17 protein-coding genes are annotated in these 18,394 nt (G+C 34.9%); 1 reads left to right on the top strand and 16 read right to left on the bottom strand.

Going from position 1 to position 18,394, the window contains the following annotated elements; genetic code table 11:
• Positions 1–55 precede the first annotated feature (55 nt).
• The 14 genes from IE051_RS04950 to IE051_RS04885 form a co-directional block, all read right to left on the bottom strand.
• On the bottom strand, positions 56–721 hold the full coding sequence (locus IE051_RS04950; RefSeq protein WP_189359667.1) for a hypothetical protein: 666 nt from the start codon (positions 719–721) through the stop codon (positions 56–58).
• Positions 721–1,551, bottom strand: a complete 831-nt coding sequence (locus IE051_RS04945) for a DUF2705 family protein (RefSeq protein ID WP_189359666.1) — start codon at positions 1,549–1,551, stop codon at positions 721–723. Before IE051_RS04945 ends, IE051_RS04950 begins: the two co-directional genes overlap by 1 nt.
• 5 nt (positions 1,552–1,556) lie before the next feature.
• A complete protein-coding gene (locus IE051_RS04940) occupies positions 1,557–2,405 on the bottom strand; it encodes an ABC transporter ATP-binding protein (protein WP_189359665.1) in 849 nt (282 codons plus the stop codon).
• On the bottom strand, positions 2,402–2,881 hold the full coding sequence (locus IE051_RS04935; protein ID WP_229796733.1) for a hypothetical protein: 480 nt from the start codon (positions 2,879–2,881) through the stop codon (positions 2,402–2,404). The genes IE051_RS04940 and IE051_RS04935 overlap by 4 nt, the downstream gene beginning before the upstream one ends.
• Positions 2,882–3,039: 158 nt before the next feature.
• Entirely contained in the window at positions 3,040–4,473 is a 1,434-nt protein-coding gene (gene asnS / locus IE051_RS04930) for an asparagine--tRNA ligase (RefSeq protein ID WP_189359664.1), read from the bottom strand.
• A gap of 118 nt (positions 4,474–4,591) precedes the next feature.
• Complete coding sequence (locus IE051_RS04925) at positions 4,592–7,006, bottom strand: efflux RND transporter permease subunit (protein ID WP_189359663.1); 2,415 nt, start codon at positions 7,004–7,006, stop codon at positions 4,592–4,594.
• Positions 7,007–7,181: 175 nt separating this feature from the next.
• Positions 7,182–7,739 (bottom strand): ribosome recycling factor, encoded by a 558-nt coding sequence (gene frr, locus IE051_RS04920; RefSeq protein WP_189359662.1) that lies wholly within the window; start codon positions 7,737–7,739, stop codon positions 7,182–7,184.
• A gap of 53 nt (positions 7,740–7,792) precedes the next feature.
• The gene (pyrH, locus tag IE051_RS04915) at positions 7,793–8,500 is read right to left on the bottom strand and encodes a UMP kinase (RefSeq protein ID WP_189359661.1); all 708 of its coding nucleotides are present in this window, start codon (positions 8,498–8,500) and stop codon (positions 7,793–7,795) included.
• 265 nt (positions 8,501–8,765) lie between these two features.
• A complete protein-coding gene (gene tsf / locus IE051_RS04910; RefSeq protein ID WP_189359660.1) occupies positions 8,766–9,740 on the bottom strand; it encodes a translation elongation factor Ts in 975 nt (324 codons plus the stop codon).
• An 85-nt stretch (positions 9,741–9,825) separates the two neighbouring features.
• Positions 9,826–10,620: a 30S ribosomal protein S2 gene (rpsB, locus tag IE051_RS04905; protein WP_189359659.1), complete on the bottom strand. Its 795-nt coding sequence runs from the start codon at positions 10,618–10,620 to the stop codon at positions 9,826–9,828.
• Positions 10,621–10,806: 186 nt separating this feature from the next.
• A complete protein-coding gene (gene rpsI, locus IE051_RS04900) occupies positions 10,807–11,193 on the bottom strand; it encodes a 30S ribosomal protein S9 (RefSeq protein WP_189359658.1) in 387 nt (128 codons plus the stop codon).
• A 1-nt stretch (position 11,194) separates the two neighbouring features.
• Positions 11,195–11,650: a 50S ribosomal protein L13 gene (gene rplM, locus IE051_RS04895; RefSeq protein ID WP_189359657.1), complete on the bottom strand. Its 456-nt coding sequence runs from the start codon at positions 11,648–11,650 to the stop codon at positions 11,195–11,197.
• Positions 11,651–12,011: 361 nt separating this feature from the next.
• Positions 12,012–13,127: an aldose epimerase family protein gene (locus tag IE051_RS04890; protein WP_189359656.1), complete on the bottom strand. Its 1,116-nt coding sequence runs from the start codon at positions 13,125–13,127 to the stop codon at positions 12,012–12,014.
• Between the two features lie 97 nt (positions 13,128–13,224).
• On the bottom strand, positions 13,225–14,187 hold the full coding sequence (locus tag IE051_RS04885; RefSeq protein WP_189359655.1) for an L-threonylcarbamoyladenylate synthase: 963 nt from the start codon (positions 14,185–14,187) through the stop codon (positions 13,225–13,227).
• Positions 14,188–14,366: 179 nt separating this feature from the next.
• On the opposite strand from IE051_RS04885, the gene IE051_RS04880 reads away from it, so the two are divergent.
• The gene (locus IE051_RS04880) at positions 14,367–15,998 is read left to right on the top strand and encodes an ABC-F family ATP-binding cassette domain-containing protein (protein ID WP_189359654.1); all 1,632 of its coding nucleotides are present in this window, start codon (positions 14,367–14,369) and stop codon (positions 15,996–15,998) included.
• Positions 15,999–16,042: 44 nt separating this feature from the next.
• On the opposite strand, the gene IE051_RS04875 is transcribed toward IE051_RS04880, so the two are convergent.
• Together IE051_RS04875 and IE051_RS04870 are read right to left on the bottom strand one after the other, a co-directional pair.
• The gene (locus tag IE051_RS04875) at positions 16,043–16,939 is read right to left on the bottom strand and encodes a hypothetical protein (protein WP_189359653.1); all 897 of its coding nucleotides are present in this window, start codon (positions 16,937–16,939) and stop codon (positions 16,043–16,045) included.
• A gap of 23 nt (positions 16,940–16,962) precedes the next feature.
• On the bottom strand, positions 16,963–18,213 hold the full coding sequence (locus IE051_RS04870; RefSeq protein WP_189359652.1) for a DcaP family trimeric outer membrane transporter: 1,251 nt from the start codon (positions 18,211–18,213) through the stop codon (positions 16,963–16,965).
• Between the last annotated feature and the right edge of the window lie 181 nt (positions 18,214–18,394).

Here is an 18,394-nt window from a genome sequence, read left to right as displayed (position 1 = left end):
AATTACATTAATAAAGAAGGTTAGTTTTAATGATTAGATACATTGTTCAATATACCTAATTTGTTTTTTTTTGATAGGTAATGTTAGAATAATTAAAGTTCAAATAAATTATACCGGTTTTAGGGGCATTTGATTTATAGGTGCTTTTATCAACTTGAGCATCTTTACCCATATATTTTAAGGGTATTCTGATACGTTCAATTTCAAACTCCACCTCTAGGTTATCGGGCAGTATAGCGGTGTCTTTATCATAGCTCATTTTTACAATATAGGTGCCGTCTTTTTTTGTGTTTATCTCATATTCAACAATCCTATGTCTTATCGTATCAACTAAGGCTGTTGCTATGGAAAAATCCGCTTTTTTATCGGTAGGAATAATGTTAACCATTTTGTAAGTGTAACCATTTCTTAATTCCTCACCGCGATCAACGGTGATAAAAGGATTTTTGAATAACTGATGCATAGAAACATCCAATCCCTTTTTAGGGATTAATATAAAATCTTCAGAGAATACTTTCGTTTCTTGGTCTTTGATGTATTCAATTCGCGCTTCTTTTTCAGGAATATTCACAAAACTGATGTCCACATCAAGGGTAACATTAGCTGTAAATGTTTGTATGGTCTCCATACGTTGTTGAATACGTAATACATTTTCATCAATGTTTTGCCCGTTCAAAAAGCAAACACTAGTTAAGTAAATAAAGAGTATTTGACGCATCATTAATTTACATCTTTTTTAGTGAAAATTATAATACCAAAAACCATGGTAATAATAGTATATATAATTAGTATAACCGTGTTTAAATAAATTTTATCCCATGGAATAGCATAGTAAAAGAGGTACTGCCAGGTATCATTGAGTTTTACATAGAGCCAATTATCCAACACGTAATTATCAAAATTAACCTTTAAAAGTAAATTGGAAACAATTAGGAAAAAGGCCCCAAGAATCCATGTTTTTGTGGCTTCTTCGAAAATTATGGCTAAGGTTAAACTAACTACCGAAAAGAATACCATGGAAATTGCTCCAACAGTAAAGGCCCACATAATACGATAGAAGGCATCTGAGGACTCAAAAAAGTTGAGTGTGTCCAGATATACAATAAGGTCGCCTTTCCCAAAAATACTGTATGACAATATAAAAGTGGTTAAAGCCAAAAAAAACACGATCAATAAGGTAAATACAATGGCAACAATATACTTGCTTAAAATAAATTTCCACTTAGAAACAGGTTGCAGCATGACACTTAACAAGGTTCTATCTTTATATTCTGAGGTTAATGTTCCTGAAATGATAACAATTAGTATAAGCGGAAGGTGAAACCACAATGTGTTTAATATTAGATAACTAAGTAGGTTTCCGTTCAGTAAATTCCCTTCGAAATGGAATGAATTTTTTAAATTGTCTAACAAAAGATCTAATACACTTTGTCCTTGGGAGTAAGCGCTAAATAAAATAATTATTTCAATAACAAATATGGCAGCTAGTGCATAGTAGGTTTTGCTTTGTTTTAGTAGTTTATAAGCTTCCGAAAAAATTAAATTTCTCATAGTATTTAATTTTCAAATAATTCATTCATACTAATTTCAGGAGCAAAAGAAGTGATTTTGATGTTTTCTTCACCCAATTTTTGAATTAATTCAGAAATATTTTCCGATGAAATTTTAACTATGGCCAGGTTATCTCTAAAGGATGCATTATATGATTTTAAAATAGTAGATTCATCTAAGTTAGTCCCTGCAATGGCGTAATTTTTAGTGCTTTGATAAATAATTTCGGCAGTAGTTCCAGTCTTTATGACTTTTCCATTTTTTATTACGGCTAGTCTGTGACAAATTTTATTTAGCTCATCTAAAATATGTGAAGACATTAAAACAGCAAGTCTTTCTTTTTCAGCAAGCGTTGTAATGAGTGTTTTTAAGGAAGCTATTCCCATAGGGTCCAAACCTGAAAAGGGTTCGTCTAAAATTAAGCAGTCTGGATTGTTAAGCAGGGCAATGGCAATACCCAAGCGTTGCTTCATTCCCATTGAAAAGTTTTTAACGGGGTCTTTACGATTTATTGGTAAGCCTACATTGATAAGGCTCTTCGTTAAAAACGCCTTGTCGGCACTTAATCCTTGAATACTGGCAAAAACCCTTAGGTTTTCATAGGCATTTAAGTATTCATATAAGGCGGGTTTTTCTATAATACCACCAACGGGCTTAACGCTGTTTGAGTTAATAGTTACTGTCCCAGTATCTGGTTTCATGACCCCCAAGAGTATTTTAAACAAGGTCGATTTTCCTGAGCCATTTGCACCCACAATACCAAGAATTTCGCCAGCTGAGCAATCAATGCTGACACCTTGTAGCGCTTTTACGGTCTTATAAGATTTAGATAGGTTAACCCCGGATATAATCATATACTGAGTTGAAGTTGAAGTTTTCTGAAATCAAACTTAGGTCTGTACGGTTTTTCATGGAAAGTACGTTTCCAAAAATATCTTTTAAAGAGAAAGAGCGGATCTTTTACCATAAAATAGGGTACGTAATGGTACCATTTAATTCCCATAGAGGTGTAATACGCCTCAACCTGATCTTCAATACCCAATTCCTTTGCTGCAACTAAGGCAGCATTACGTTGGCATTTAGAACCAATATATAAATTAGAGATTCTTTTTGTAAACCCATACATGTAAAATTGGTCTTTTGCTCTTTTATAATTTTGGTAGCGCGACCATCCATCCATCATGACCAAAAAAATATGGACAAAAGAAAATAGAAAACAAGCCAGCCAGAAGGCAATAATCCATGTTGAAGATTCAAAATAGGCTACCTTAAGTTTGACCCAATAAAACCATGATTCTAGAATAAACAAAACCAGTGAATAATACAGCAAGCGACCAACTCTTAAATAGGATATAAAATGATGCGGCTGCTCCGGAAGTTCTTTTATTTTAAGATAGTCTGAATGAATAGTAGGTGCCTTTTAATTTTGGGTTAAAATAGCACAAAAATTATGCGGATACAAACAGAACTGATTAAAATTTGAGTATTTTAAAACTCAGCGTTTTGGGGGGTTCTTGGAAAAGGAATAACATCCCTAATATTGCTCATGCCGGTAGCAAACATAACCAACCTCTCAAAACCTAAACCAAAACCAGAGTGCACCGCAGTGCCATACTTACGTAAATCTAAATACCACCATAGCTCCTCCTCCGGAATATTGGCTGCAGCCATACGTTCTTTTAACACATCTAAGCGCTCTTCACGTTGTGCACCGCCTACAATTTCACCAATTCCAGGAAAAAGAATATCCATAGCTCGTACGGTTTTACCATCATCATTTAGGCGCATATAAAAGGCTTTAATGTTTGCCGGGTAATCAAACAAAATTACAGGGCATTTAAAATGTTTCTCTACTAGAAAACGTTCATGCTCTGATTGCAAATCGGTGCCCCATTCATTTATGAGATATTTAAACTTCTTTTTTTTGTTAGGTTTACAATTACGGAGAATATCAATGGCTTCGCTATAACTTACACGCTTGAAATTATTGTCCGTAACAAAATTAAGTTTTTCAATGAGTGTCATGGTACTGCGCTCGGCTTGAGGTTTTCTTTTGTCTTCATCCTGTAAGCGTTGGTCTAAAAACTCTAAATCTTCACGGTTAGTGCTAAGAATATATTTTATAACCGACTTTAAAAAGTCTTCTGCTAAATCCATATTCCCCGCTAAATTCATAAAAGCAACTTCAGGTTCAATCATCCAAAATTCTGCCAAATGCCTAGAGGTATTTGAGTTTTCAGCTCTAAAGGTTGGCCCAAAGGTGTAGACCTTACCCAACGACATAGCATAAGTTTCTGCTTCTAATTGTCCGGAAACGGTTAGGTTTGTTTCTTTGCCAAAGAAATCTTGCGAATAATCAATGGTCCCGTCCTCATTACGCGGTGGGTTTTCGCTATCCAGGCTAGTAACTTTAAACATTTCTCCTGCGCCTTCAGCATCACTACCCGTAATTATAGGGGAGTGCATATAATGAAAACCATGTTCATTAAAATATTTATGAATAGCAAAAGATAAAGAAGAACGCAAACGCATGACTGCACTAAACGTATTTGTTCTAGTTCGCAAATGCGCATTTTCTCTTAGGAATTCAAAAGAATGTTTTTTAGGTTGAATAGGATAATGCTCTGCATCCGAATCACCCAAAATCTCTAATTCACTAACTTGAATTTCAACTTTTTGACCTTTTCCCTGACTTTCAACCAAAACGCCCTTAACCTGAATTGCCGCGCCAGTGGTAATACGTTTTAAAAGAGATTCATCAAAATTGTTAAAATCTACAACACATTGAATGTTATTGATAGTTGATCCGTCATTTAAGGCGATAAACCTATTTGCTCGAAAAGTTCTTACCCAACCCTTAATTTCTAACTCTGGAACAACAATATCTTGAGATAATAATTCTGAAACAGTTCTTGAAAGCATAAACACTATTTTTGAAATGTAAATATAATAGAATAAATTATTATAATTAATAATAAGAAATCAAAAAATAAATGGAATTTTTACAGGATTAACAGTATTAGGTTTAAATCTGTTATAATTACATATTGTCAGAAAGTTTTTCAATATTCTGATCGTCCTCTTCCTCTGGAATTATATTTATAGATGGCTCTCTAAGTACTTCTTTATTCGCAATATTGCGTTCTAGCGACAGTAATAGCGAGGGGAGGAGTAATAGGTTTGATAGCATAGCAAATAAAAGTGTTGCAGAAACCAATGCGCCTAATGCCACTGTACCTCCAAAACTAGAAATAGTGAACACAGAAAAACCGAAAAATAAAACAATAGATGTATAAAACATACTCACTCCTGTTTCACGTAGGGCGCCATAAACCGATACCTTGATAGCCCACTTGTTGGCCTGAAGTTCTTGCCTGTACTTTGCTAGAAAGTGAATGGTGTCATCAACCGAAATACCAAAAGCGATACTAAATACTAAGATGGTAGAAGGTTTAATAGGTACGCCTAAATATCCCATTAAACCTGCCGTTATTAATAATGGTAATAAGTTAGGGATAAGTGATATGATAATCATTCTAGAAGACCTAAAGAGATAGGCCATAAATAAGGCTATAAGAAAAATGGCTAATGATAGCGAAATAGCTAAATTTTTAACTAAATATTTTGTGCCTTTCTGGAAAATTAGGGCTTTTCCAGTCATGTTTACATTGTATTTTTCCTTTGGAAAAACCTTATCAATTTTATTTTGTAAGTTTTCTTCAATACGCTCCATTTTATCTGTGCCAATATCCTTCATGAACGTTGTGATACGGGCGTATTGACCTGTGCTATCAACAAAGCTTTTCAACAAATCTACATTAGAAGACGAGTTTTTTGCATAAGATAAAATAAAACTATTTTCTTGTGATGTTGGCAATTGGTAATACTTGGTTTTACCATTGTAATAAGCCTGTTTAGAGTATTTAACTAGGCCAACTACGGAAACTGGTTTTGATAATTCAGGAGTTTCAATAATTAAATTTTCAAGCTCATCCATACGTTTTAAAGTAGATAGCTTCATAACCCCTTTTTTTCTCTTGGTATCAATCATGATCTCTAAGGGCATAATGCCATTAAACTCATCTTCAAAAAACCGAATATCATTAACAAACTCAGATTCCTGAGGCATATCTTCAATTAAACTACCTGAAATTTTTATTTGGTAAATACCTATAATACTAACCACAAGAAGGATAACCGCCGTAATGTAAATAGTGATACGCCTATGTCTTACCATACGTTCCATCCAATTTACAAAGCCCCCAATCCAACGTTTATTAAGATGCTCTAAATGGCGATCTTTTGGAAATGGTAAAAATGAATAGATGATAGGAATGATAAGGAGGCACAATACAAAAATAGATAATATACTTAAGGATGCTACAACTCCAAATTCCTTTAAAAGTTTACTTTCAGTTAAAATAAAGGTTGCAAAACCAGATGCTGTGGTAACATTGGTCATTAAAGTGGCATTTCCAACTTTAGCAATAACACGTTGTAAGGATTTTACTTTATTACCATGCAGTTTAACTTCATGCTGATATTTGTTGATTAAAAATATGCAATTGGGTATACCAATAACGATGATTAACGGCGGTATAAGAGCTGTAAGTACGCTGATTTCATAATCAAACGCACCTATAATCCCCAAGGACCACATGACCCCAATACAAACAACAATTAATGATATGAAGGTCGCTCTAAAAGATCTGAAAAAGAAAAAGAATATAAGTGATGTTACAAGTAAAGCGGCAAAAACAAAAAGTCCAATTTCATCAACAATGTTTTGAGCATTAAGGGTTCTGATATAGGGCATCCCAGAAACTCTAACATCTAAATGCGTTTCTTTTTCAAAACGATCAATTAAAGGGATTAAGGAGTCGTTTACAAAAAATTTTCTAATAGGTGTATTAACAATATCCTTTTTTAAATATATAGCTGTTCTTATGGTTTTAGTTTCCTTATTAAATAAGAAATTATCATAAAACGGATATTTTTCAAAGAGTTCATTTTGTAGATTGCTTATTTGTTCTAAAGAATGAATGGAGTCTTTAATGAAAGGCTCTAATCTAAATCTTTCGTTTTCAGAGTCTTTAATAAGTTTCTGAAGATCTTTAATTGAAACTACAGTTTCAACGGCATCAAACGCCTTAAATTTTAAAGATAACTTATTCCAAGCGTTTAAATTTTTAACATTAAAAAGAGTACTATCCTTTATTCCCAGTATGATAAGATTACCCTCTTCTCCAAAAGTTTCTAAAAAGTGGTTGTATACAATATTTACTTCGTGGTCATCAGGCAGTAAATTGGCTTCACTACTTGAGAGTCGCATATTATCCCATTTCTGACTAAAAAGAAATGTGACAAGGACGATTCCAACAAGTATTATAATTTTATTTCTTAAAATTATTCTTGCTGTTATATCCCAAAAATCTTTGGTAAAAAGTTTAGTCATGCCTCAAATTAAAGATGCGCAAAGGTAGAAAAAAGGACCGTAATACCTTAGGCTGAGGCATTAAATATGAGTATGATTCCAGGTAAGACATGAATTTCAATAAAACTTTTTAGATTTTTACCCTAATACCAAAAGTATAAAATAAAAAAAAGCGACTAGATAGTCGCTTTTTTAATTATACAGTCATGATTTCTTTTTCCTTATGGCTTAAGAGCTCATCTACTTTCTTAACAAAAGTATCAGTGAGCTGTTGGATGTCAATTTCAGCATTCTTTTTTAAGTCTTCAGAAACGTCATCATTTTTCTTAATATCATTCATAGCATCTTTACGTGCGGTTCTAATACTAACCTTAGAGTCTTCGGTTTCAGATTTAGCTTGTTTTGCTAAGTCTCTACGACGTTCTTCAGTTAAAGGTGGGACATTTATAATGATAGTCTCACCATTATTCATGGGATTAAAACCAAGATTAGCGTAGGCTATGCCGCGCTCAATTTCTTGAAGCATGCTTTTCTCCCATGGCTGAACGGTTATGGTTCTACCGTCTGGGGTATTCACATTCGCCACTTGACTCAATGGAGTCTGGGTACCGTAGTAATCTACCATAACACTTCCTAACATGGCAGGACTCGCTTTTCCTGCTCTAATATTTAAAAACTGTTTTTTTAGGTGTGCGACAGCATTATCCATGGCTTCTTTAGTGCTATCTAATATAAATTGTATCTCTTCGTTCATGGTTTTATATGTATTTCAAATGCTAAATGACTAATCAAAAACTATGTCAAATCTTATACGTTCACAGTGGTTCCAATGTTTTCACCAGAAACTACTTTAAGCAGATTACCTTTTTTGTTCATATCAAAAACTATAATAGGTAACTTGTTTTCTTGACTTAATGTGAACGCCGTTGTATCCATTATTTTTAATCCTTTTCTTAAAACATCGTCAAAAGAAATGGTATCAAATTTTACAGCATTCGCATCTTTTTCAGGATCTGCATTATATATGCCATCTACCCGTGTGCCTTTTAAAATGACGTCTGCTTCAATTTCAATAGCACGTAAAACGGCTGCAGAATCGGTTGTAAAATACGGATTTCCAGTACCACCTCCAAATATGACTACGCGTCCTTTTTCTAAATGACGCATGGCCCTTCTTCTAATAAAAGGCTCTGCTACTTCATTAATTTTAATAGCTGTTTGCAGCCGTGTTGGAATTTGCGCATCCTCTAATGCGCCTTGTAAGGCTAAGCCATTAATTACCGTAGCCAACATACCCATATGGTCACCTTGAACACGGTCCATGCCTTTACTTGCACCAGCAACACCTCTAAAAATATTACCACCACCTATAACAATGGCGACTTCTATACCTTGATCTGTAATGGTTTTTACGTCTTGAGCATATTCTGCTAGGCGTTCTGGGTCTATACCGTATTGACGTGACCCCATTAAGGCTTCGCCTGATAGTTTGAGGAGTATTCTTTTATATTTCATTTTATATTTACTGAAGTTGTGCAAATATAATGATATTCTTAATTCGTAAAAGCATCTTTCAAATAGTAAGTAAAAAAAGTTATTATGATTTTTAGTGAAGCTGGAAAGAATAATGCTGAAATATGAAAATAAATTGAGATAGACGGGGGGCTTTATTATTTAATGTGTGTCACTGAATTTGATTTAAGGGCATAAAAAAGCCATCATTCAAGTATTGAACGATGGCTTTTTAATTATAATTGTGTTCTGTTACAACAGAAATAATCTATCCTACTGAAGCACGTTTGAAACCTGCAATTTCAACTTCACCGAAAGTAGAAACGTATTCTGCAACAGTTTTCTTTTCATCTTTGATAAACTTTTGATCTAGTAGACATTGTTCTTGATCTAAAGTCGTGTTATCAGAAATGAAACGCTCCATTTTACCTGGTAAAATTCTATCCCAGATTTTCTCTGGTTTACCTTCAGCAGCTAATTCTGCTTTAGCAGCTTCTTCAGCTTGTGCTAAAACTTCAGGAGTTAATTGTGCCATAGAGATATAGCTTGGTACGTTTTTAAGAGTTTTTCCTAAACGACCTAACTCAATATTATCTTTTTCAATAACCGCAATTCTAGCTTCAGTTTCTGATGCTACATATGCAGGATCAAAATCTTTATAAGATAATGATGTTGCTCCCATTGAAGCAACTTGCATCGCTACATCTTTAACTAATACATCAGCGTTATCAACTTTAGCAGTTAATCCTACTAAAGCAGCTATTTTGTTAATGTGTACATAAGTACCAACGTAAGCAGCTTGTAATTTTTCGAAAGAAGTAATATCTAATTTTTCACCAATAACACCAGTTTGCTCAACTAATTTATCAGCAACAGTCATACCATCAAAATCAGCAGCTAAAAATGCTTCTTTTGAATCTGTAGTTAATGCAATATCAGCTAATTTATTAGCTAATGCTAAAAAGTTTTCATTTTTACCTACAAAGTCAGTTTCACATCCTAAAACAATAGCAACACCTTCTGTTTGGTCTGCATTAATTTTAGAAACAGCAGCACCTTCAGAAGAATCTCTATCGGCTCTTTTTTCTGCTACTTTTTGTCCTTTTTTACGTAATACTTCGATTGCTTTATCAAAGTTGCCTTCAGCTTCAACTAAGGCTTTTTTGCAGTCCATCATCCCTGCGCCAGTTGCTTTTCTTAGTTTGTTAACTTCAGCAGCTGTTACTTTTACTGTAGTACTCATAATGATTATAATTTAAAAAAGTCGTTCAATATATTTTCGGTAAGGAAAAGAACTAAACGACTTATTTGTGTTGTATTAAATGTTGTTATTCTTCTTCTTCAGCAGTAGCTGGTGCAGCTTGTGCTTTTGGAGCAGTTTTCGGAGTTGCCTCTTTTTTAGGTGCTTCTTTAGCTGATTCTGTTGCTTCTTTTTCTGCTTTACGAGCCGCTAAACCTTCAGATACTGCAGTTGTTACATGCGTTAAGATTTTATCTATCGATTTAGAAGCATCATCATTTGCAGGGATAACAAAATCAACTTGACGTGGATCAGAGTTGGTGTCAACCATTGCAAAAATTGGAATGTTTAATTTTTGAGCTTCTTTAATCGCGATGTGCTCACGCTTAATATCTACAACAAATAAAGCACCTGGTAAACGCGTCATATCACTTATAGATCCTAAGTTCTTTTCTAACTTAGCTCTTAAACGATCAACTTGTAAACGTTCTTTTTTAGATAATGTCATGAAAGTACCATCCTTCTTCATTCTATCAATAGTAGCCATTTTTTTAACGGCTTTTCTAATAGTAACAAAGTTAGTTAACATACCACCTGGCCATCTTTCTGTGATATAAGGCATGTTAATTTCTCCAGCTTTCTCAGCAACAATATCTTTTGCTTGTTTTTTTGTTGCAACGAATAAAATCTTACGTCCTGAAGCTGCAATTTTAGCAAGTGCTGCTCCGGCTTCGTCAATTTTAGCCGCTGTTTTGTAAAGGTTTATAATATGGATGCCATTACGCTCCATATATACGTAAGGTGCCATATTTGGATCCCACTTACGTGTAAGGTGTCCAAAGTGTACACCTGCTTCAAGTAATTCTTTTACTTCTACTGCCATTTTGTAATAGTTTACGTTCTGTTGAATTAGCAATGTTCCATTTGGCCTAAGGCTTATGGCTTCATTTAGATGCTAAACTAAATCCTGTCTTTTAAGAACTAGGACAACAATAACTGTTTTAATTTATATTTTTTTTGAAAATGATAAAGACATCTGATAATCAGACCCTGAACCAAGTCCAGGATATTAACGTTTAGAGAATTGAAATTTCTTACGAGCTTTCTTCTGACCGAATTTCTTACGTTCAACCATTCTTGGATCTCTTGTTAATAAACCTTCTGGTTTTAGCGTTAATCTGTTTTCAGTATCAACTTCGCACATTGCACGAGAAATTGCTAAACGAACAGCTTCAGCTTGTCCAGTAATACCACCTCCATATACATTTACTGTAATATCAAAGTTGGCGTCATTGTTAGTCAAAACTAATGGTTGTTTTACTTTGTACTGTAAAGTAGCTGTAGTAAAATAATTAGCTAAGTCTTTTTTATTAATTGTAATGTTACCTTTTCCTGGGGCAACATAAGCGCGCGCAACAGCCGTTTTTCTACGGCCAATTTTGTGAATTACTTCCATGTTATTTAAATTCTTCTAGATTAATTGCTTTTGGCTTTTGAGCGGCATGTGCATGCTCTGTTCCAACAACAACTGTTAGGTTACGGAATAAATTTGCTCCTAATTTGTTTTTAGGTAACATTCCTTTAACTGATTTTTCTACTACTCTTGCAGGATCTTTTCCGTACAATTCTGTAGCAGTTAAACTTTTTTGACCTCCTGGATATCCGGTGTGACGAATGTATGACTTGTCAGTCCATTTGTTACCAGATAACGTGATTTTTTCAGCATTGATAATAATAACATTATCTCCGCAATCAACATGAGGTGTGAAGTTTGGCTTGTGTTTACCTCTTAAAAGTTTTGCAACTTTAGAAGCTAAACGACCAAGCGCTTGACCTTCAGCATCAACCAAAACCCACTCCTTGTTTACGGTAGCTTTGTTTGCTGAAATCGTTTTGTAGCTTAATGTGTCCACACTAATGATTTTTAATTATTAAACATTCCTCTCTTAAAAAGAGTTTGCAAATTTACGATTATATATTTGATTACCAAATAGTGTGGCGATATAATTTATAAGAGTATTAAATGCGTCGTTTTCATTGTTTTAAAGAAAAACGAAGTAAGTAAATATGGCCTGAAACTGGAACTTCAATTTAAGTGAAAGCCGAACTGCATCAAGCGAGACCATTTTTTTTCACGATGTGGCGATTTAATACCATTATAATAAGAAGTCGATTGCTCTACTTCGTTTAGGTCTTTGATGAATTTTTTGTCAATTTGGTCTGCATTCATTCTGACATGGACTTTTGTCTATGATAACGGAGTATTATTTTTGCTTATTCGTTGAGCAGGCCAAACGTGTAAATGGCAACTTCCTTATAGGTCTCTCCCGGTATTAAAAGGGTGGTAGGAAAATTTGAGTTGTTGGGAGCATCTGGGTAATGCTGGGATTCCAAGCAAAGACCGGCATGTTGTGCATATGTATTGACATATTTGCCGTTTAGTGTTGAGTCAAGATAATTACCGGTATAAAAAACAATGCCGGGTTGTGTGGTGGATACTTTAAGTGTTCTGCCTGAATAAGGTTCTATAACTTGGGCTACCTGTTCTAGTTTGTTTAGAGGTTTGTTTAGCACATAACAATGATTGTAGCCGTTGGGTGCAATTGTGTGAATACTATCGCCAAGTTTAGTAAGTTTTGATAAATCCCAAGTTTTATTTTTTAAGGATGCAATAGTTCTAGAAGGCTTAACCGTTTTGTCATACCTTATATATTGATTGGCGTTAATCTCTACTTGGTGATTGTAAATGGTTTTATGATTTGGAGAGAGATTAAAATAGCTATGTTGCGTCATATTGATGTGTGTTTTCTTATCCGTTTTTGCCTCAAAAGTGATACGAAGGTCATTTGATTCAGATAAGGTGTAACTTACATAAGCATGCACATTACCTGGAAAGCCGTTTGCACCATCTTTTGATAAGTAATGCAATTTAATCCCATTTCCATATGCATTAGATATCATTTGTGAATCCCAAATAACACAATCAAATTCATTGTTACCGTGCAGTATATCGTCTCCAATATTTTTTGTTAGCCTATACGTTGTACTATCAATGTTAAAAGTTGCATTTTCAATTCTATTCGCAAATCGACCAATTACGGCACCAAAACTAGGGTGCGGTTCCAGATATTGTTTGAGGTTGTCAAATCCTAAAACAATGTCATCAAATGCTCCATTTTTGTCAGGCACTATTAAAGAGGTAATAATACCGCCATAGTTTGTGATTTTTATAGTTATGCCATTAGAGTTGGAAAGGGTATAAAGGTAAACATCGGTACCTTCAATTTGTCCCCAAACGTCCTTTTTTGTAGTAGGCTCTTGTTTTGAACAAGCTAGCAAAAAAATAGTGAAGCAAATTATAAGGATGACACGTCCCGTGTTGTTAATCATAGGTATGGCTATTTAGCATGAGAAAAATATGATTATTTAGGTTTAATTCCTAACTAAACTTTTATAACGCGTTTGTCAGGGGAAATCAATAAAACACCTAAGAACTGTATGTTGCTCGTTGGAGTCTGTCATTGATAGACTTTCCTAAACCAGAATCAGGAAAACGTTCCGCTATAATAACATCTAAGCTTTCTCGGTCTAAATCATGCATAGCGCCATAGAGTCTAGCAGCTGCTTCTGTTAGATCTCCTTTTGGAGATAAGATAATTTGAGAGGCAATATTGAGATCGTCTAGCTTTGATTTGAAAGACAGAATTCCAATGCGTTTGCCTTCATGTTTTTTGATTTCTTCGGAAACATTATCAGTTAAAAACGTTCTGGTAGATGGCGCATAGTGACGCTCTAACATCCCTGGTGCATCTGGACTTACTTCTTTTTTGTTTTTGATGCTTACTTTTCCAACTACCCCTTCAATATCTTCTACTGCTAACGCACCTAATCTGTAAATAATGGGTTCGTCGTTTTCAAAACCAATAATGGTCGACTCTATACCCTTTTTACATGGCCCTCCATCTAAAACTTGACTTATGTTTTCTTTGAAGTAGCGTTCTACATGTTCGGGTTTTGTAGGGCTGATACTTCCAAATGGATTGGCGCTTGGCGCGGCGATGGGAAATGGTAATTGTTTTAAGAGTTCTAAAGTTGTTGGATGATTTGGTACACGAACAGCCACGGTATCCTTTCCGGCTGTAATAATATCCGGGATATTTGACTGTTTTTTTAAAACTAAAGTCATTGATCCCGGCCAAAAAGCATTTGCTAGTTGTTTTGCTTTTTCTGGAATGTGACTTACAATATCACTTAGAGCTTCAGCAGATTGAATATGAACTATTAGCGGGTTAAAAAATGGTCGTTTCTTAGTTTTAAAAATGAGATTAATGGCTTTGTTACTATAAATATTACCAGCAAGACCATAAACAGTTTCTGTAGGTATCGCTACAACTTGATCTGAACTCAATAATTGAACAGCTTTCGAAATGTCTTTTGAAATAATACTCATACTCAAAAATAAAACGGCAAAATTACTTAAAAAAATAATGTTTTAGGGAGGTTCCTAAAATTATCATGATTTCGTAAATGAATTAAAAAGAGAAATCATGAATAGGATATGGATATTTTCTATTCACAAAGAATGAAAACCCAACACTTTTAGTAGTTTTGCGCTTTTAAAAATGTATTATGATTTCAGTTGATAATTTAGGCGTAGAGTTTAGTGGGCACACCCTGTTTAGCGAGGTGTCAATTACTATTAATCCAAATGATAAAATTGCCTTAATGGGTAAGAATGGTGCGGGGAAATCTACTATGATGAAGATCATTGCGGGTGTACAAAACCCAACCAAAGGTCATGTTCGGTTTCCAAAGGATGCTATTATAGCTTATTTGCCACAGCATTTATTAACTGAAGATAATACAACCGTTTTTGATGAAGCCTCTAAAGCGTTCAGTCATATATTTGAAATGCGTGCCGAAATGGACCATTTGAATAAGCAATTAGAAACACGCACAGATTATGAATCTGATGATTATATGAAACTTATTGAGCGTGTGTCTGATTTGGGTGAAACTTTTTATGCACTCGAAGAAGTCAATTATGATGCTGAAGTTGAAAAGGCTTTAAAGGGTTTAGGATTTAAACAAAACGATTTTAATAGACAAACCAATGCGTTTAGTGGGGGATGGCGCATGCGTATTGAATTGGCTAAAATCCTTCTCAAAAAACCAGATTTAATTTTGTTAGATGAGCCAACCAATCATATTGATATTGAGTCGGTTATCTGGTTAGAGGATTTTTTAATTAATAAAGCCAATGCTGTAGTGGTTATTTCACACGACCGTGCTTTTATTGATAATATCACCAATAGAACTATTGAAGTGACTATGGGCCGTATTTATGATTATAAGGCGAACTATTCGCATTACCTGCAATTACGTGAAGATAGACGGGCACATCAAATAAAAGCTTACGAGGAACAGCAAAAGTTCATTGCCGATAATCAAGCTTTTATTGACCGGTTTAAAGGGACCTATTCGAAAACTAATCAGGTGAATTCGCGTGAGCGTATGCTAGAGAAGTTGCAAATTATTGAAATTGATGATGTGGATACTTCTGCTTTAAAATTGCGATTTCCTAAGTCACAACGTTCTGGTGATTATCCTGTAACAGTTAAGGATGTTTCTAAATCTTATGACAAGCATGTGGTATTTAAAGAAGCTAATATGTCAATTTCTAGAGGTGAAAAAGTGTGCTTTGTAGGAAGGAACGGTGAAGGTAAATCGACAATGCTCAAAGCTATTCTTGGCGAGATTGATGTGCAGGGAACATGTGCTTTGGGGCACAATGTACAGGTTGGATATTTTGCTCAAAACCAAGCAGCTTTATTGGATGAAAATTTAACCATTTTTCAAACCGTAGATGAAGTTGCTCAAGGTGATGTAAGAAAACAGATTAAAAATATTTTAGGTCGTTTTATGTTTAAAGGCGATGCTATTGATAAAAAAGTGAGTGTGCTCTCTGGTGGAGAAAAAACCAGATTAGCCATGGTGAAATTATTGCTTGAACCTGTGAACTTGTTAATATTAGATGAGCCTACCAATCATTTAGATTTAAAATCAAAAGATGTTTTAAAGGAAGCGCTACTGGATTTTGATGGCACTTTAATTTTGGTCTCGCACGACCGTGATTTTCTTCAAGGTCTATCAAAAAAAGTGTTTGAGTTTAAAGACCAACGGGTTATTGAGCATTTTGAAACTATTGATGCGTTCTTGGAGCGGAACCGTTTGGAAAGTATCAAAGCTATGGATTTGTAGAATAGATTAATTTGATGGTTTAATTGATTTCGGTTTTAATAGTATTACCAAGGCAAAGGTACAACAGGAGCAATGGTTAGTCTAAACTGATGTTGTGGCCCAAAAGCATCTGGAGTAGCCACATAATACCAATACTGACCACCAATTCTAACAGGGAGTTTTCCAAATTTTAAAACTTTCTGAATTCCTGTACCTATAGGTAGCGTTAACTTATTACCACTAGACGCATTATGGTTATACGCATAAGTTGGTGATGCTGTAATCTGCCAACCTTTGTCTAGGTTTATAGTGTAAAAATATTGCCCTGCAGTAATACTGGTGCTGGATGAACCATCTGAGCTTGGCCAAAAGTCATTGGCTAAAATTGCACTGGACTCAGGATTTGAATCGTCTATGTTTCCAATGCCCCAGGCATGGGTAATAATTATACCCACAGCTCCAAAACTGGTTAGTTTAGCTACCATTATTTCTGGCCCTAGTGTGGTTTGCTTTGCTCTAAGAGCCTTATTCGACGCGGTCTTAAATCCTCCAAATACTCCGGCTAAGGTAATCCATTTTGAAGGCCAAGTTTTTCCAATGGCCACATCGGCACTAATATTGCCAAAGCCTGATTCTTGTACAAATCCAGATGCGGTAGTAGTTGGTTGTGAAGTATATATAGGGATCAATGGTCTAACATATAAATTGATGCCTTCCGAAATTGGAATGGGTAATGAAGGTTGAAAATTAATGACCGTAGCATTTTGGCCGCTAGCACCATCAATATCACCATTATAATCTATAAAATCTATGGGAAATAGCATTTGCCCTAAAGTCGCATTAGGGTTGGCCAATTCTCTAGCTAAGTCGGAAGCACTTTTTCCTGGTTTGTCTTCTTGGGCATTAAGCGAATAACTAATACATAATAAAGCCACAAGTGAAAGGAAATAGTTTGTTTTCATATTAAAAAAGATGTTTTTTCTAATTAAAAATCAAATTTTGCCATTGATTGAAATCTACCAGCGTTTCCATAGGCATCATTGTTAGTCCTTTGGGCACCCCACATATATTCAGCGCCTATTGAGAAATTCTTGCCAAATTTATATATGAGGTTAAGGTGACCAATGCCTCCTCTTTTTAGGGCGTAATCTGCCCTAGAAGCAGGAGCATCTAGCCAGCCATAGGCATAGTTAAGATTAGATTCCAGTTTTGGCGTCCACCTATGCATAAACCCAGTCATAATAGATTTGGCTAGCATGGGTTCCAGAGTGCCTTCTGGCGTTAATACGGCATTAGCATTGCTCCCAGCAAAGGCAATGATATTTTCTCCATAAGCATTTCCATAGCTAAAATTAAAAGTAAAGTAATTGTTTTCTCCTAGATATTGTCTTCCGGCAATGACTCCTGCCCATTGAAGGGTTTGATCTTTTGGGCCTGTTGAACCGCCATCCCAACGTAATTGCGCGATACTTGACCCTAGGAATAGTACGCCGGTTTTCCATCTGTAATCAAACCTTAGTGCTAGTAAGGGGAGCTGAATGGAAGCTTGACCGTCTAAATTATCCGGATTTTCAATACCTAAACTAGATAAATACTCCAGACCAACAGCTAATTTTAATTTTTCAGTCAATTGTTTTTGATATCTAATTTGTGCAGACCGCCCACCAAAGAGTGCATCACCTGCAGCAAAATCAATCATAAAAGCCATGGATTCTAAAAAAGAAAGTGTTGTCCAGGTTTGACCTAAAATAAAATCTCCTGCGGTGATATAAGCATGACGTAATCTGAAATTATTTCCATCAGAAAAAAAATCACCTTCAATAAATAGCTGCAGCGGTAATTCATTTGCTGTAAATCGTCTTAAATCAATATTGACGCGAGTTTCTTTAGCAAAAAAGGATATGTAACCCTCATTGTTATATTCTGGTTGGCCTTCCACAGGAATGGTAGACATTAAAAATTGAGTTTTGTCCAGGGTGCCATCCATATCATAAACAAAGTCAGCTTTTAAATAGCCGCCAATTTTCATTCTAAAATCTGTTCCAAACATGGGCCAAGATCCTGGAAAGTCTGAATTAACCAAATGCTCGCGGGCAGTTTGTAAAACTTGTTCTTTAATATCTTTATGGGGTACTGCTAATTGGTTCTTAACAGAATCTTTAGAAGTTCCTTCCTGAGAATAGATGCCAAAAGGCACTTGTAAGACTAGGATAAGGGCTAATAATCTAAATGACATAAATAATGTTTTTAATTAAAATATTTTTAATTCAATCCTGAGATGGTTATAATTTGTTTTATTGTGTTTTATAAATTTTGCCGTCTTTATTTCTAATCTAGATACTTGCTTTTTTAATGGCACCTAACTCATTTTCTTGTGCCATCACCGCTTTTAGTTTCTGCCTGCTTTAAAGCTACTT

The sequence above is a fragment of the Algibacter mikhailovii genome, assembly GCF_014651495.1.
GTDB lineage: Bacteria > Bacteroidota > Bacteroidia > Flavobacteriales > Flavobacteriaceae > Algibacter_E > Algibacter_E mikhailovii.
The sequence above is the reverse complement of the archived record's forward strand: the minus strand, read 5'-3'. Positions and strand labels throughout refer to the sequence as shown.

What these genes read in the sequence shown, in the direction of transcription:
- IE051_RS04940 (WP_189359665.1), bottom strand. Translation starts at nt 2,405, where the DNA reads ATGATTATATCCGGGGTTAACCTATCTAAATCTTATAAGACCGTAAAA.
- pyrH (WP_189359661.1), bottom strand. Translation starts at nt 8,500, where the DNA reads ATGAAATATAAAAGAATACTCCTCAAACTATCAGGCGAAGCCTTAATG.
- IE051_RS04925 (WP_189359663.1), bottom strand. Translation starts at nt 7,006, where the DNA reads ATGACTAAACTTTTTACCAAAGATTTTTGGGATATAACAGCAAGAATA.
- IE051_RS04880 (WP_189359654.1), top strand. Translation starts at nt 14,367, where the DNA reads ATGATTTCAGTTGATAATTTAGGCGTAGAGTTTAGTGGGCACACCCTG.
- frr (WP_189359662.1), bottom strand. Translation starts at nt 7,739, where the DNA reads ATGAACGAAGAGATACAATTTATATTAGATAGCACTAAAGAAGCCATG.
- asnS (WP_189359664.1), bottom strand. Translation starts at nt 4,473, where the DNA reads ATGCTTTCAAGAACTGTTTCAGAATTATTATCTCAAGATATTGTTGTT.
- IE051_RS04885 (WP_189359655.1), bottom strand. Translation starts at nt 14,187, where the DNA reads ATGAGTATTATTTCAAAAGACATTTCGAAAGCTGTTCAATTATTGAGT.
- rpsB (WP_189359659.1), bottom strand. Translation starts at nt 10,620, where the DNA reads ATGGCAGTAGAAGTAAAAGAATTACTTGAAGCAGGTGTACACTTTGGA.
- IE051_RS04870 (WP_189359652.1), bottom strand. Translation starts at nt 18,213, where the DNA reads ATGTCATTTAGATTATTAGCCCTTATCCTAGTCTTACAAGTGCCTTTT.
- IE051_RS04950 (WP_189359667.1), bottom strand. Translation starts at nt 721, where the DNA reads ATGATGCGTCAAATACTCTTTATTTACTTAACTAGTGTTTGCTTTTTG.
- IE051_RS04945 (WP_189359666.1), bottom strand. Translation starts at nt 1,551, where the DNA reads ATGAGAAATTTAATTTTTTCGGAAGCTTATAAACTACTAAAACAAAGC.
- IE051_RS04875 (WP_189359653.1), bottom strand. Translation starts at nt 16,939, where the DNA reads ATGAAAACAAACTATTTCCTTTCACTTGTGGCTTTATTATGTATTAGT.
- IE051_RS04890 (WP_189359656.1), bottom strand. Translation starts at nt 13,127, where the DNA reads ATGATTAACAACACGGGACGTGTCATCCTTATAATTTGCTTCACTATT.
- rpsI (WP_189359658.1), bottom strand. Translation starts at nt 11,193, where the DNA reads ATGGAAGTAATTCACAAAATTGGCCGTAGAAAAACGGCTGTTGCGCGC.
- tsf (WP_189359660.1), bottom strand. Translation starts at nt 9,740, where the DNA reads ATGAGTACTACAGTAAAAGTAACAGCTGCTGAAGTTAACAAACTAAGA.